14 protein-coding genes are annotated in these 13,716 nt (G+C 70.7%); 11 read left to right on the top strand and 3 right to left on the bottom strand.

Annotated features, from left to right (window positions below; all coding sequences use genetic code 11):
• Window positions 1–67: 67 nt before the first annotated feature.
• Both ABKA17_RS41290 and mqnP read left to right on the top strand, forming a co-directional pair.
• Window positions 68–1,525 carry a menaquinone biosynthesis decarboxylase gene (locus ABKA17_RS41290; protein ID WP_353697559.1) on the top strand — a complete coding sequence of 486 codons (1,458 nt, stop codon included), beginning with the start codon at window positions 68–70 and terminating at the stop codon, window positions 1,523–1,525.
• Window positions 1,522–2,424 (top strand): menaquinone biosynthesis prenyltransferase MqnP, encoded by a 903-nt coding sequence (mqnP, locus tag ABKA17_RS41295; protein ID WP_353697560.1) that lies wholly within the window; start codon window positions 1,522–1,524, stop codon window positions 2,422–2,424. The genes ABKA17_RS41290 and mqnP overlap by 4 nt, the downstream gene beginning before the upstream one ends.
• Here the strand turns inward: mqnP and ABKA17_RS41300 are convergent.
• Window positions 2,414–3,013 carry a rhomboid family intramembrane serine protease gene (locus tag ABKA17_RS41300; protein WP_353697561.1) on the bottom strand — a complete coding sequence of 200 codons (600 nt, stop codon included), beginning with the start codon at window positions 3,011–3,013 and terminating at the stop codon, window positions 2,414–2,416. The two genes, mqnP and ABKA17_RS41300, sit on opposite strands and share 11 nt — an antisense overlap.
• 80 nt (window positions 3,014–3,093) lie before the next feature.
• Here ABKA17_RS41300 and ABKA17_RS41305 point away from each other — a divergent pair, with 80 nt between their 5' ends.
• The 7 genes from ABKA17_RS41305 to ABKA17_RS41335 all read left to right on the top strand — a co-directional run bounded on the left by ABKA17_RS41305 (window position 3,094) and on the right by ABKA17_RS41335 (window position 7,902).
• Window positions 3,094–3,789, top strand: a complete 696-nt coding sequence (locus tag ABKA17_RS41305) for a UbiX family flavin prenyltransferase (RefSeq protein WP_353697562.1) — start codon at window positions 3,094–3,096, stop codon at window positions 3,787–3,789.
• 67 nt (window positions 3,790–3,856) lie between these two features.
• Entirely contained in the window at window positions 3,857–4,312 is a 456-nt protein-coding gene (locus tag ABKA17_RS41310; RefSeq protein WP_353697563.1) for an Lrp/AsnC family transcriptional regulator, read from the top strand.
• 51 nt (window positions 4,313–4,363) lie between these two features.
• Window positions 4,364–5,527, top strand: coding sequence for an aminofutalosine synthase MqnE (gene mqnE, locus ABKA17_RS41315; protein WP_353697564.1), 1,164 nt, complete (start codon window positions 4,364–4,366; stop codon window positions 5,525–5,527).
• A gap of 102 nt (window positions 5,528–5,629) precedes the next feature.
• Complete coding sequence (locus ABKA17_RS41320) at window positions 5,630–6,277, top strand: UdgX family uracil-DNA binding protein (RefSeq protein ID WP_353697565.1); 648 nt, start codon at window positions 5,630–5,632, stop codon at window positions 6,275–6,277.
• A gap of 28 nt (window positions 6,278–6,305) precedes the next feature.
• The gene (locus ABKA17_RS41325; protein WP_353697566.1) at window positions 6,306–6,827 is read left to right on the top strand and encodes a GNAT family N-acetyltransferase; all 522 of its coding nucleotides are present in this window, start codon (window positions 6,306–6,308) and stop codon (window positions 6,825–6,827) included.
• Between the two features lie 93 nt (window positions 6,828–6,920).
• Entirely contained in the window at window positions 6,921–7,220 is a 300-nt protein-coding gene (locus ABKA17_RS41330; protein ID WP_353697567.1) for a DUF4229 domain-containing protein, read from the top strand.
• Between the two features lie 10 nt (window positions 7,221–7,230).
• Complete coding sequence (locus tag ABKA17_RS41335; RefSeq protein WP_353697568.1) at window positions 7,231–7,902, top strand: TetR/AcrR family transcriptional regulator; 672 nt, start codon at window positions 7,231–7,233, stop codon at window positions 7,900–7,902.
• 85 nt (window positions 7,903–7,987) lie between these two features.
• Here the strand turns inward: ABKA17_RS41335 and ABKA17_RS41340 are convergent, their stop codons facing one another.
• Together ABKA17_RS41340 and ABKA17_RS41345 are read right to left on the bottom strand one after the other, a co-directional pair.
• Window positions 7,988–8,833 (bottom strand): MaoC family dehydratase, encoded by an 846-nt coding sequence (locus ABKA17_RS41340; RefSeq protein ID WP_353697569.1) that lies wholly within the window; start codon window positions 8,831–8,833, stop codon window positions 7,988–7,990.
• Entirely contained in the window at window positions 8,834–10,132 is a 1,299-nt protein-coding gene (locus ABKA17_RS41345; protein WP_353697570.1) for a 3-oxoacyl-ACP reductase, read from the bottom strand.
• A 99-nt stretch (window positions 10,133–10,231) separates the two neighbouring features.
• Between ABKA17_RS41345 and ABKA17_RS41350 the strand changes: the two genes are divergently transcribed.
• Together ABKA17_RS41350 and ABKA17_RS41355 are read left to right on the top strand one after the other, a co-directional pair.
• A complete protein-coding gene (locus tag ABKA17_RS41350) occupies window positions 10,232–11,503 on the top strand; it encodes an acetyl-CoA C-acetyltransferase (protein WP_353697571.1) in 1,272 nt (423 codons plus the stop codon).
• A 291-nt stretch (window positions 11,504–11,794) separates the two neighbouring features.
• Window positions 11,795–13,714, top strand: coding sequence for an AMP-dependent synthetase/ligase (locus tag ABKA17_RS41355; protein ID WP_353697572.1), 1,920 nt, complete (start codon window positions 11,795–11,797; stop codon window positions 13,712–13,714).
• Window positions 13,715–13,716 lie beyond the last annotated feature (2 nt).

Below are 13,716 nucleotides of genomic sequence, written 5' to 3' on the forward strand. Positions count from 1 at the left end.
GTCGGCGGGCCGGGGGCACGGCCCCCGGGTTCAGGCCCAGGGTAGCCGCTCGGGGATACTTGACCCCATGGCTTACGACGATCTTCGCTCGCTGCTCAGGGCCCTGGAGCGCGAGGGCGACCTCAAGCGCATCAAGGCCGAGGTGGATCCGTACTTGGAGGTCGGGGAGATCGTCGACCGGGTCCAGAAGTCCGGGGGCCCGGCGCTGCTCTTCGAGAACGTGAAGGGCTCCGCGATGCCCCTCGCGATGAACGTCTTCGGGACCGACCGCCGCCTGCTGAAGGCGCTGGGCCTGAAGTCGTACTCCGAGATCACGGAGAAGATCGGCGGCCTGCTCCGCCCCGAGCTGCCGCACGGTTTCGTGGGTGTACGGGAGGCCTTCGGGAAGCTCGGCGCGATGGCCCACGTACCGCCGAAGAAGGTGAAGTCCGGGGACGCGCCGGTCCAGGAGGTCGTCCTCACCGGCGACGACGTGGACCTCGACCAGCTGCCCGCCCTCTTCACCTGGCCGCAGGACGGCGGCTCCTTCTTCAACCTGGGCCTGACCCACACCAAGGACCCCGAGTCCGGCATCCGGAACCTGGGCCTCTACCGCCTCCAGCGCCACGACAAGCGCACGATCGGCATGCACTGGCAGATCCACAAGGACAGCCGGAACCACTATCAGGTCGCGGCCAGGCGGGGCGAGCGTCTCCCCGTCGCCATCGCCTTCGGCTGCCCGCCCGCGGTGTCGTACGCCTCCACCGCCCCGCTCCCCGGCGACATCGACGAGTACCTGTTCGCGGGCTTCCTCGCGGGCAAGCGGATCGAGATGGTCGACTGCAAGACGGTGCCGCTCCAGGTGCCGGCGCAGGCGGAGGTCGTGATCGAGGGCTGGCTGGAGCCGGGCGAGATGCTCCCCGAGGGCCCCTTCGGCGACCACACGGGCTTCTACACCCCGCAGGAGCCGTTCCCCGCCCTGAAGATCGACTGCGTGACGATGCGGAAGCGGCCGCTGCTCCAGTCGATCGTGGTGGGGCGGCCGCCGACGGAGGACGGTCCGCTGGGCAAGGCGACGGAGCGGTTCTTCCTGCCCCTGCTGAAGATCATCGTGCCGGACATCGTGGACTACCACCTGCCCGAGGCGGGCGGCTTCCACAACTGCGCGATCATCTCGATCGACAAGAAGTACCCCAAACACGCCCAGAAGGTGATGCACGCGATCTGGGGTGCCCACATGATGTCCCTGACCAAGCTGATCGTGGTGGTCGACTCCGACTGCGACGTCCACGACCTCCACGAGGTCGCGTGGCGGGCGCTGGGGAACACGGACTACGCCCGCGACCTCTCGGTCGTCGAAGGTCCCGTCGACCATCTCGACCACGCCTCCTACCAGCAGTTCTGGGGCGGCAAGGCGGGAATCGACGCGACGAAGAAATGGCCCGAGGAGGGCTACACCCGCGACGGCGGCTGGCCCGACATGGTGCTGTCCGACCCGGATACGGCGGCGAAGGTGGACCGCCGCTGGAAGGAGTACGGCCTGTGAGCAGCGCCTCCGCAGCGATTCCGCAGCCAGGACGTACGAAGGCGTTCCTGCGCCTGGTGATGATCGAGCACTCGATCTTCGCCCTGCCGTTCGCGTACATCGCCGCGCTCACCGCGATGTTCCAGTGGGACGGGAACATCCACTGGGGCCGGCTGCTCCTGGTGACCATCTGCATGGTCGGGCTGCGGACCTTCGCGATGGCGGTCAACCGGATCATCGACCGCGAGATCGACGCCCGTAACCCCCGCACGGCGCACCGCGAGCTGGTGACCGGCGCGATGTCGGTCAAGCACGCCTGGACGGGCGCGCTGGTCGCGGTGGTGATCTTCCTGGGCTCGGCGGCCCTGCTGAACCCGCTGTGCCTGGCGCTGGCGCCGGTCGCCGTCATCCCGATGGTCGTGTACCCCTACGGGAAGCGCTTCACGAACTTCCCGCAGGCCATCCTCGGTCTCGCCCAGGCGATGGGCCCGATCGGCGGCTGGCTGGCGATCACCGGCGAGTGGTCCTGGGACGCGGTCATCCTCGGCCTCGCCGTCGGCATCTGGATCGGCGGCTTCGACCTGATCTACGCCTGCCAGGACGTCGAGACGGACCGCGAGGTCGGCGTCATGTCGGTCCCGGCCCGCTTCGGTATCCCGGCGGCGATCCGGGGCGCGCGGGTCTGCCACGCGCTGACCATGGGGTTGCTGGTCTGGTACGCGGTGGCGACCGACGCGGGCGGCTTCTTCTGGGTCGGCCTGATGATCGTCGCGGCGGCCTTCGTCTACGAGCACAACATCGTCCGCCCCCACGACCTGTCCCGCCTGAACCGGGCGTTCTTCAGCGTCAACGGGTTCATCGGGATCGCCCTGTTCGTGTGCGCGCTGCTCGATCTGCTGGTGCGCGGTCTCACCGTGTGAGCGCCGGTGAGGGGCGGCGGCGGAACACGAACGCCGCCGCCACCCCCGCGAGCAGGCCCAGCAGGTGGCCCTGCCAGCTGACGCCCGTCTGGGTCGGGGCCAGGCCCGCCACTATCGCGCTGCCCCACACCGCGCCGACCAGCAGGCCGACCAGGACGCCCAGCGGGCGGCGTTCGACCACTCCGCTGACCAGCAGGAAGCCGAAGAGGCCGAAGATCAGGCCGGAGGCGCCGGCGGTGTTGGTGTGGGACGGGGCTATCAGCCAGACGCCGAGACCGTCGGCCACGATGATCGCCGCGCAGATCACGAGGAACCGGCGTATCCCGCCCAGCGCCGCCAGGAAGCCCATGACCAGCAGCGGGACCGTGTTGGCCGCCAGGTGGGCGAAGCCGAAGTGGAGGAAGGCGGCCGGGACGACGTCGGTCAACTCCGAGGGCTCGCGCGGGGTGATGCCGTAGGTGTCCAGGGCGTGGCCGCTCGCCACGTCGACCACTTCCAGCAGCCACAGCAGCGCGACCCAGCCCAGCATCAGCCTGGCCGCCGCCCGCACACGATCCCCGCGTGACCACTCCACCTCGGCACCGGACATGGCAACCCCCCATCCCCTTGAAGAACGGTCCGACCCCCTTGACCGGTTCCCACCCTGTGACGCCGGATAGGCTCGGGGGTGTGAACCCAGTCAAGCCAGGAGAGACGCGGCGTACGCCTTGGATCGTAGGGGTGTCCGGCGCTTCCGGCACCCCGTATGCCGCGTCCGTGCTGCGCGCCCTCCTCGACGGCGGCGAGAGCGTCGACCTGGTCGTCAGCAGGGCCTCGCGGCTGACGCTGCTGGACGAGACGGGGATCTCGTTCAGGGACGCGCACTGGCAGGACGACCTGCGGGAATGGCTGGCCAGGGGGGCCGACGGCAAGCCGGGGAGCTTCGATGTCGGCGCCGGCGTCGACCGGGTGCGGTACTGGGCCGCCGGGGACCTCGCCGCGGGGCCGTCCTCCGGGTCGTATCCCGTGAAGGGGATGCTGATCGTGCCGGCCTCCACCGCCTGCGTCGCCGGGGTCGCGCTGGGGCTGTCGAAGGACCTGCTGCAACGCGCGGCGAGCGTGACCCTCAAGGAGGGGCGCAAGCTGGTGGTAGCCGTTCGGGAGACCCCGCTGAACGGTCAGACGCTCCGGCACCTCGTGACCCTCGACGACGCGGGAGCCACCGTCGTACCCGCCTCGCCCGCCTTCTACGCGGGGGCGACGCACATCCAGGATCTCGTCGACTTCGTCGCCGGACGGGTCCTCGACGCGGCGGGTGTCGAGCACGGGCTGTACCGGCGCTGGCAGGGCGAGATCGGCGGCGGGTCCGGAACCCGCACGACGTAGTCGTCATCTGAGCAAGTCGCAGTACCTCTCATCACTTCGGGAACTTTCAGCGGAAGGCTTCGATCGCATGGACGCGGTGGACAGGCAGCTCATCCAGGCCCTGAGGGAGAACGGCCGGGCCTCCTACGCGGAGCTGGGGCGCCTCGTCGGTCTGTCGGGACCCAGCGTCACCGACCGCATCAACCGGCTGGAGGCGGCCGGTGTCATCACCGGTTACCGCGCCACCGTCGACGCCGCCTCGCTCGGCCTCGGCGTCACCGCGCTGATCGGCATCTCGCTCTCCGACGCCGCCGACCACGAGGACGTGGCCCGCCGGATGAAGGACCTCGGCGAGATCGAGGACTGCTGGTTCATCGCCGGCGACGACTCGTACATGCTCAAGGTGCGGGCGAACGACGTCGACGGACTGGAAAAGATCATCCGGCGGCTCAGCGGGACCAAGGGCGTCTCCCGGACCCGTACCACCATCGTGCTCTCCACGAAGTGGGAGAACCGGGTCGGAGAGCTGCCCGAAGAGGTCTGAGTTCGTCGTAGGCGTACGGTTGGTCGGGCTGTCGTAGAAAGAGGTTGAGTTATGGACGTCGGGCTCAAGCGCGAGCTGGAGGAGAAGGTCCGCTCCGGCGAGCGGCTGACTCGCGAGGACGGCATCGCGCTGTACGAGTCGGACGACCTCGCGTGGCTCGGCGGCCTCGCGCACGAGGTGCGGACCCGCAAGAACGGTGACGTGGTCCACTTCAACGTCAACCGGCACCTCAACATGACCAACGTGTGCACCGCCTCCTGCGCCTACTGCTCCTTCCAGCGCAAGCCGGGCGAGAAGGACGCGTACACGATGCGCATCGAGGAGGCGGTGAAGCTCGCCAAGGCGATGGAGGGCGAGAACCTCACCGAGCTGCACATCGTCAACGGGCTGCACCCGAACCTGCCGTGGCGCTACTACCCGCGGTCGCTGCGGGAGCTGAAGGCCGCGCTGCCGAACGTCTCCCTGAAGGCGTTCACGGCCACGGAGATCCACCACTTCGAGACGATCTCCGGGCTGTCGGCCTCCGAGATCCTCGACGAGCTCATCGACGCCGGTCTGGAGTCCCTCACCGGCGGCGGCGCCGAGATCTTCGACTGGGAGGTCCGGCAGCACATCGTGGACCACCGCACCCACTGGGAGGACTGGTCCCGGATCCACCGCCTCGCGCACGAGAAGGGTCTGAAGACCCCGTGCACCATGCTCTACGGCCACATCGAGGAGCCGAGGCACCGTGTCGACCACGTCCTGCGGCTGCGTGAGCTCCAGGACGAGACCGGTGGCTTCCAGGTCTTCATCCCGCTCCGGTACCAGCACGACTTCGTCGACGTGCAGGACGGGAAGGTACGGAACCGGCTCCAGGCCCGTACCCAGATGGCGACCGGGGCGGAGGCCCTGAAGACCTTCGCGGTGTCCCGGCTGCTCTTCGACAACGTCCCGCACGTCAAGGTCTTCTGGGTCATGCACGGCGTGCAGACCGCCCAGCTGGCCCTTCAGCACGGCGCCGACGACATGGACGGGTCGGTCGTCGAGTACAAGATCACCCACGACGCGGACAACTACGGCACGCCGAACAAGCTGACCCGTGAGGATCTCCTGGACCTGATCCGGGACGCGGGGTTCCGGCCGGTGGAGCGGAACACTCGGTACGAGATCATTCGGGAGTACGAGGGGGCCGACCCTGCGCGTCGGGAGGCGCCTCAGCCTATGAGGGTCTGAGGGTTTTTTGTCGGGTGCGGGTGCGTGGGGGCTGGTCGCGCCCACGCGGCGGAGCCGCAAAATTGATGCAGTCCCGCGCCCCTGGGTGGGTACTCGGGGCGCATGCCTACGAAGGCGCCCGAGGACTCATACACCGCTGAGCCCTTCCTCCCTGACCGCGGCGGGCTCCCCGCCCTCCGTCGTGCCGCCGCCGACTGCCACGGCTGCCCCTTGCACCTTGACGCCACCCAGACCGTCTTCGGTGCGGGCACCGCGCACGCTCGCGTGATGATCGTCGGTGAGCAGCCCGGGGATCAGGAGGACCGGCAGGGGAAGCCGTTTGTCGGGCCTGCCGGGAAGTTGCTTGATCGGGCGCTCGCCGAAGCCGGTATCGATCCCGGGGACGCGTACGTCACCAACGCCGTGAAGCACTTCAAGTTCACGCAGGCCGAACCCCGGAAACGTCGTATCCACAAGGCGCCCACGCTGCGTGAGATGACGGCGTGCGGGCCCTGGCTGGCAGCCGAACTGGCTGTCGTGGAGCCGGAGTTGATCGTGGTGCTGGGTGCCACCGCGGGGACGGCGTTGCTCGGGTCGTCGTTCCGGGTGACGCAGGAGCGCGGGGCGGTCCTGGAGCGGGAGATCCACGGCCGTGAGGAACGCCTCGTGGCCACCGTGCACCCCTCCTCCGTGCTGCGCTCCGACGACCGCGAGGCCGCCTACCAGGGGCTTGTCTCCGATCTGCGGGTGGCGGCCCGGGCGCTGGGGTGATGCGGCGTTCGATTTACACTCGGGGCTCATGGAGCTCACGTACCGCCTTGACCCCACCCTCACCCCGGCCCTGCTCGACGAGCTGACCCGGCTGTGGGTGGCCGTGAACAACGCGGGTGGCGCGGTCGGGTTCCCCGGTACGACGACGTACGACGACGTGCGTCCCGAGGTGGACCGTTACGCCGAGTCGACCGCGGCGGGGCGGCACCGGCTCCTCGCCGGGGTGGACCCGGAGGGCCGGCTGCGGGCGACCGCCTTCTTCGGCATCAACGCGCACCGCCTCCAGAGCCACTACGCCTGGCTCTACACCGTCATGGTCGACCCGGCCCTCCAGGGCGGCGGACACGGCCGGTCCCTGCTGGCGGAGGTCGAGAAGCACGCGCGCTCCTTCGGCCTGGAGGCGCTGAAGCTGACCTGCCGGGGCGGGCTGGGCCTGGAGCGGTTCTACGCGTCCGCCGGGTACAAGGAGGTCGGCCGGGTGCCGAACGGGCTGCGCGTGTCCGCGGACGACTACCGGGACGACATCATGATGTGGCTCGCGCTGACCTGACCCACCCCACCCCCTGCAAGATCGCACAGCCCGCGTGCTTCACTGGAAGGCACCCTTTGGGAACTTTCAGCCGGAACGGAAGAGTGGATTGAGATGCTCCGCTACACACTGATGCGCCTCGGGATCCTGGTGGGCTGCCTCGTGGTCGTCTCGGGCCTCGTCTACTCCGGCGTCGCCCCGCGCGGCCTGGGCGACTCCAACGGCATGTGGATCGTCCTGCTCTCCCTGGTGATCTCCGCGCCCATCAGCTTCGTCGCCCTCCGCAAGGAGCGCGACCGCGCCTCCATCCAGATCGTCGAGAAGGTCGACCGGGTCAAGGCCAACCTGGAAGCCAACCGCAACCAGGAAGACGTGGCCGACGACGCGGCACGGACCCAGGGACAGACGTCTTAGTCTTGCCCCTATGGGTGCCGTGAAGACCAAGCGGATGCCGCGTGCGGTCCGTGAGCAGCAGATGCTGGACGCCGCCGTGGAGACCTTCGGGCGGCGCGGGTACATGGCCGCCTCGATGGACGAGATCGCCGAACTGGCCGGTGTCTCCAAGCCGTTGGTCTATCTGTACCTGAACTCCAAGGAAGACCTCTTCACCGCGTGCATCCGCCGAGAGGCGCTCGCGCTCACCGAGGCGGTGCGCTCCGGGGTCCGCACCGAGCAGCCCGCCGACCGCCAACTCTGGGACGGGCTGCTGGCGTTCTTCTCGCACACCGCGCAGCACCCGGACGCCTGGTCGGTGCTGCATCTCCAGGCCCGCACGCACGGCGAGCCCTTCGCCGGTGAGGTCGCCGCGATGCGGGAGGAGATCGTCGCGTTCGTGACGCAGCTGATCGTGGTCGCCGCCCGCGAGGCCCACCGCGACCCCGACCTGCCCGAGCGCGAGGTCGCCGGGCTCGCCGAGGCCCTCGTCGGCGCCGCCGAGTCCCTCGCCGCCTGGGCCAACACCACCCCGGGCGTCACCGCCAAGCAGGCGGCGGCGACACTGATGAACTTTGCGTGGGCCGGGCTCGGGAACCTGATGGAGGGCCGCCCGTGGGTCTTCCAGGACACGAGCGCCGCCCCCACTCCCGTCACGACCTGAGCGCCGCCGGTCCCGCTCCCGTCACGACCTGAGCGCCGCCGGTCCCGCTCCCGTCACGACCTGAGCGCCGCCGGTCCCGCTCCCCTCACGGCCTGAGTGGATAAACGCTCCCGGTCAGATGGACCCGGTCCCCTCCGCCCCGTAGCTCGAAGCGGTCGCCCTCCGCCGCGTACGTCACCGCTCCCGGCAGCAGTACCGGTGCCCTGAACTCCGCCCGGATCAGGGCCGATCGGGGTGTGCCGTGGGCGGCGAGGCAGCGGGCCACCGTCCACATACCGTGGGCGATGGCGCGCGGGAAGCCGAAGAGGCGGGCGGTGAGCGGGTGGAGGTGGATGGGGTTGCGGTCGCCGGACGCGGAGGCGTACCGGCGTCCGACGTCCCCGGCGAGACGCCACTCGGCGACCGGGGGGAGCGGTTCGCCCCGCACGGCCGCCTCGGGAGCGGCGCCGTCTCCGGGCGTGCCGTGCCGCGCCAGATACGTACTCCTCGACTCCCATACGACGTCCGAGCCGACCCGCACCTCGGTCACGACCCCCGCCTCCGTGCCGCGCCGGTGCGGGGCCAACCCGTCGACGTACACGGTGAGTTCGTAGTTCCCGGTGGCGGTGAGCGGACCGTGCTGGGTGATCGCTACCGATGTGTGGACGAGCCCGAGCAGCGGCAGCGGGAAGTCCCGGGCGCTCATCAGCCGCATGGCGAGGGGGAAGCCGAGCACATGCGGATACGTCGGCGGCAGCGCGTCGTCGCCGGTGGCGAACCCGCACACCCGCTCGTAGGCAGCCAGCCGGGCCAGGTCGACCCGCAGCTCGGGCAGGAGCAGCCGGGTGCGGGGGAACTCGGCGTCCGGGCGGGGCCGTTTGACGGCGGAGAGCAGGGCGCCGCGGGCGAGGAGGGGCGCCAGCGCGGGGGAGCGGGTGAGGACGACGGTCACCTACGCCCCCAACAGGCTCTGGCCGCAGACCCGTACGACCTGCCCGTTCACCGCGCCGGAGGCCGGGTGCGCGAGCCACGCGGCCGTCTCGGCGACGTCGACGGGCAGCCCGCCCTGGGCGAGGGAGTTCATCCGGCGGCCCGCCTCGCGGATGAGGAGGGGGACCGCGGCGGTCATCCTGGTCTCGATGAACCCGGGCGCGACGGCGTTCACCGTCACCCCGTGCTCGGCGAGCGCGCGCGGGGCCAGCGACCGCACCAGTCCGGCGATCCCCGCCTTGCTCGCGCCGTAGTTGGTCTGTCCGGCGTTCCCGGCGAGCCCGGCGATGGAGGCGGTGGCGACGATCCGGCCGTTGTCGTTCAGGGCCTTGGCCGCGAGCAGCGCGTCGGTGGTGCGCAGCACGCTCGCCAGGTTGACGTCGAGGACCGAACTCCACCGGTCGGCGGGCATGTTGACCAGTCGCCGGTCGCGCGTGATCCCGGCGTTGTGGACCAACACGTCGAGTCCGTCGGGCAGTTCGGCGGCGATCCGCTCGCCCGCGTCGGCGGCGGTGATGTCGAGCGCGAGGGCGATGCCGTCCAGCCGCTCGGCGAGCCGCCGCGCGTCCTCCTCCGCCTGCGGCACGTCCAGTACGACGACCCGCGCCCCGTCCCTGGCCAGCGTCTGGGCGACGGCCGCGCCGATACCGCGGGCGGCGCCGGTGACGAGCGCGGTGCGGCCGGCGAGGGGACGGTCCGGGTCGACGGTGACCGCCGCCGCGGAGGCCGCTGCCGCCGAAGCCGCCGTACCGACCTCGATGACCTGGCCGCTGACGTAGGCGGACTTGGGGGAGAGGAGGAAGGACAGGGTGGATTCGGCGGCGGCCCGGTCGGTGAGGCGGACCAGGTTCACGGTTCTGCCGCGCCCGATCTCCTTGCCGAGCGAGCGGGTGAACCCTTCCAGGGCCTGCTGGGCGGCGGCCTGGTGGTGGTCGGTGGGGTCGAGGGGCGCGCCGAGCACGACGACCCGGCCGCTCGGGGCGATGGACCGGATCACGGGGTGGAGGGCCGCGTGCACTCCGGCGAGACCGTCGGTGTCCCGTACGCCGGTGGCGTCGAGGACGACGGCGGAGGGGCTGCCGGAGGGGCTGTCGGAGAGGGGCGCGGGCCCGCCCGCGGTCAGGTGGAGCACCTCGTCCCCGTCGAGGGCGGGGCGCTCCGGTGACCAGCGGCGCAGTGCCGCGGGTTGCGGCAGGCCGAGCCGGCGGGTCAGGAAGCGGCCCGGTGCGGTGCCGGTGAAGCTCAGATAACGGTCGGACATTGCCGTCTCCCCACTCGGTCCCACCTCTTACCACGCCTTCTTACTCTGGAGTAAGGTTACCGCAGGTAATGCTACGTCACGCATGAGGAGCAGGTCGAGATGAGCCCCCTTCAGGTGCCGGCGGCACGGCGGGTCGCGATCATCGGCGGCACGCGCGTGCCCTTCGCCCGCTCGGACGGCCCGTACGCCACCGCCTCCAACCAGCAGATGCTGACGGCGGTCGTGGACGGTCTGGTGGACCGCTTCGGTCTACGGGATCCGGGCGCGGTGGGCGAGTTCGTCGCCGGCGCGGTGCTCAAGCACAGCCGCGACTTCAACCTGGCCCGCGAGACCGTACTCGGCTCGCGACTGGCCCCCACGACCCCGGCGTACGACATCCAGCAGGCCTGCGGCACCGGATTGCAGGCCGTCATCGCCGCCGCCAACAAGATCGCGCTGGGCCAGACCGAGTCGGCGGTCGCGGGCGGCGCGGACACGGCGAGCGACGCCCCGCTGGGCGTCAACGACCAGCTGCGGCGGATCCTGCTGGGGGCGCGGCGGGCGAAGTCACTGGGCGGACGGCTCAAGGCGCTCGCCGGAGTGCGCCCGGGCCACCTCGTCCCCGACATCCCGCGCAACGCCGAACCCCGCACCGGTCTGTCGATGGGCGAGCACGCCGCCGTGACCGCCGAGGCCTGGGGCGTCTCGCGCGAGGCGCAGGACGAGCTGGCGGCGACGAGCCACCAGCGGCTGGCGGCGGCGTACGACCGTGGCTTCTTCCAGGACCTGGTGGTGCCGTTCCGGGGCCTGGACCGAGACCAGAACCTGCGACCGGGCTCGACGGTGGAGAAACTCGCCACGCTGAAGCCGGTGTTCGGCCTCGACGGCGCCAACCCGACGATGACGGCCGGGAATTCGACTCCCCTCACCGACGGCGCGGCAGTCGTGCTGCTGGCCTCGGAGGAGTGGGCGCGGGCGCGGAGCCTTGAGCCGCTGGCGTATCTGACGGCGTACGAGACGGGGGCCGTGGACTTCGTCGAGGGCGACGACGGTCTGCTGATGGCGCCCGCCTACGCGGTGCCGCGCATGCTGGAACGGGCCGGGCTCGACATGGCCGACTTCGACCTCGTCGAGGTCCACGAGGCGTTCGCGTCCCAGGTGCTGGCCACGCTGATGGCCTGGGAGAAGGCGGGCCTTGCGCCGGTGGACCGGGCGCGGCTGAACGTGGCGGGCTCGTCCCTGGCGACCGGCCATCCGTTCGCGGCGACCGGCGCCCGGATCGTGGCGACCCTGGCGAAACTCCTTGCCGAGAAGGGGGGCTCGGGGCGCGGACTGATCTCGGTGTGCGCGGCGGGCGGACAGGGCGTGACCGCGGTTCTCGAACGGCCGTGACCAAGGGGTGCGACGGGGGCCTCGGACCGCCGTAACCCCTGGTCGGCGGGGATTCTCGCACGTACGTAACGGGTAGCTGACACAGATTCACGTTGCGTGAGAGGTTGCACAGACCTAGCCCCGGAGCATCCCCGAACCCTCACGAACTCGCCACCTGCACCTCCTAGGATCTCGGATCTAACCGCCGGTAACCCCCCTAAGTCGCACACAACCGGTGAACGCCCAGGTACGCACGGCGCGTACCTATGCAGCAGAGCGGTATCCAGCTGCGCGCGCCCCAGGAGCTGCCCCATGTCGTCGACCTTCCCCTATGTCTCCGCGACCGACTACGACGGTGCGCCCGTGCTCGTGGAGCCGGAGATCAAGCGACTGGACGGCGAGGTCCGGGAGGTGTCGGTGCCGCCGGTGGTGCCGCCCGTGACCCATGGCTCGCTCGCCGACCTGCCGTTCGAGAACGCGGCCGTCGCTCCGGAGGACCGGGTGCTCAGCCGCCGGGCGCCGGACGGCGGTTGGTCGGACCTGACGACGGCCGAGTTCGCCGGCCAGGTGCTGGCCCTGGCGAAGGGCATGGTCGCGGAGGGGCTTCAGCCCGGCGACCGGATAGCCGTCATGGCCCGCACGATCTACGAGTGGACGCTGCTGGACTTCGCCGCCTGGGCCGCGGGCCTGGTGACCGTCCCCATCTACCCCACGTCGTCGGTCTTCCAGACCCGCTGGATCCTCCAGGACTCGGGCGCGGTGGCGCTGGTGACGGAGACGGCCGCCCAGGCGGCGGCGCTCGGCCCGGAGCTCAACCGGCTGCCGGACCTGCGGCACCTGTGGGTTGTGGAGAAGGGCCATGTGGAGCGCCTGGCCGAGCTCGGCCAGGGCGTCTTCGACGCGGAGATCGACGTACGCCGGGGCATGCTGGGCCCGGACACCCTGGCCACGGTCATCTACACCTCCGGCACCACCGGCCGCCCCAAGGGCTGCGCGATCTCGCACGGCAACTTCCTGGCCGAGGTCGACAACGCGATCGAGATCCTCCACCCGGTCTTCAGATCCCGCTCGGACGAGGAACTGGCGACCCTTCTGTTCCTCCCCATGTCCCATGTCTTCGGCCGCATGGTGGCGATCGCCTGTATCCGCGCCCGGGTCCGCCTGGGCCACGCCCCGAGCCTGAAGTCGGAGGACCTGCTGGGCGACCTGGCCAGCTTCAAGCCCACGTTCCTCCTGGTCATCCCGTACATGCTGGAGAAGGTCTTCAACAGCGCCCGGGCCAAGGCCGAACTCGGTGGCCGGGTCTCCGCCTTCGACCGCGCGGTGAACGTCGCCGTCCGCTACGGCGAGGCCACGGAGGCCCGCCAGTCCGGGACGGGCAGCGGCCCCAGCACGGCCCTGAAGACGGCCCGCACCTTCTACGACCCCCTGGTCTACCGCCGTATCCGCAACGCCATGGGCGGCAGGGTGCGCCACATCATCAGCGGCGGCTCCCCGCTGGGCCGCAGCCTCCACGCGTTCTTCGCGGGCGCGGGCATGGAGATCTACGAGGGCTACGGCCTGACCGAGTCGACCGGCGCGGCCACCGTCACCCCGCCCCTCAAGTCCCGCCTCGGCACGGTCGGTTGGCCCCTGCCCGGCACCCGGGTCCGGATCGCGGCGGACGGCGAGATCCTCCTCCAGGGCGGCCAGATCTTCCGCGGCTACTGGGACCCCAACGCGGGCGGAGTGACCCCGGCCGCGGTGGACGGCTGGTTCCACACCGGCGACATCGGCACCCTGGACGACGAGGGCTACCTCACGATCACCGGCCGCAAGAAGGAACTCCTGATCACAGCGGGCGGCAAGACGGTCGCCCCGGCCCCGCTCGAGAACTGGCTCCGCCAACACCCCCTGATCTCCCAGTGCATGGTGGTCGGCGACCGCCGCCCCTACGTCGCCGCCCTCATCACCCTCGACATGGAGGGCATCACCCACTGGCGCCAGATGAACGGCAAACACCCCGTCCCGGCGGAACTCCTGGTCGCCGACGAGGAGTTGCGCGCGATCCTCGGCCGAGCCGTGGACGAGGCGAACAAACTCGTCTCCCGCCCCGAATCGATCCGCCGCTTCACGATCCTCCCGAGGGACTTCACGGAGACGAGCGGCCACCTGACCCCGTCGATGAAGCTGCGACGGGAGGCGGTGATGGGGGACTTCGCGGCGGAGATCGAGGGCTTGTACACCCGCTGACG

The organism is Streptomyces sp. RG80 (genome assembly GCF_040446465.1).
GTDB lineage: Bacteria > Actinomycetota > Actinomycetes > Streptomycetales > Streptomycetaceae > Streptomyces.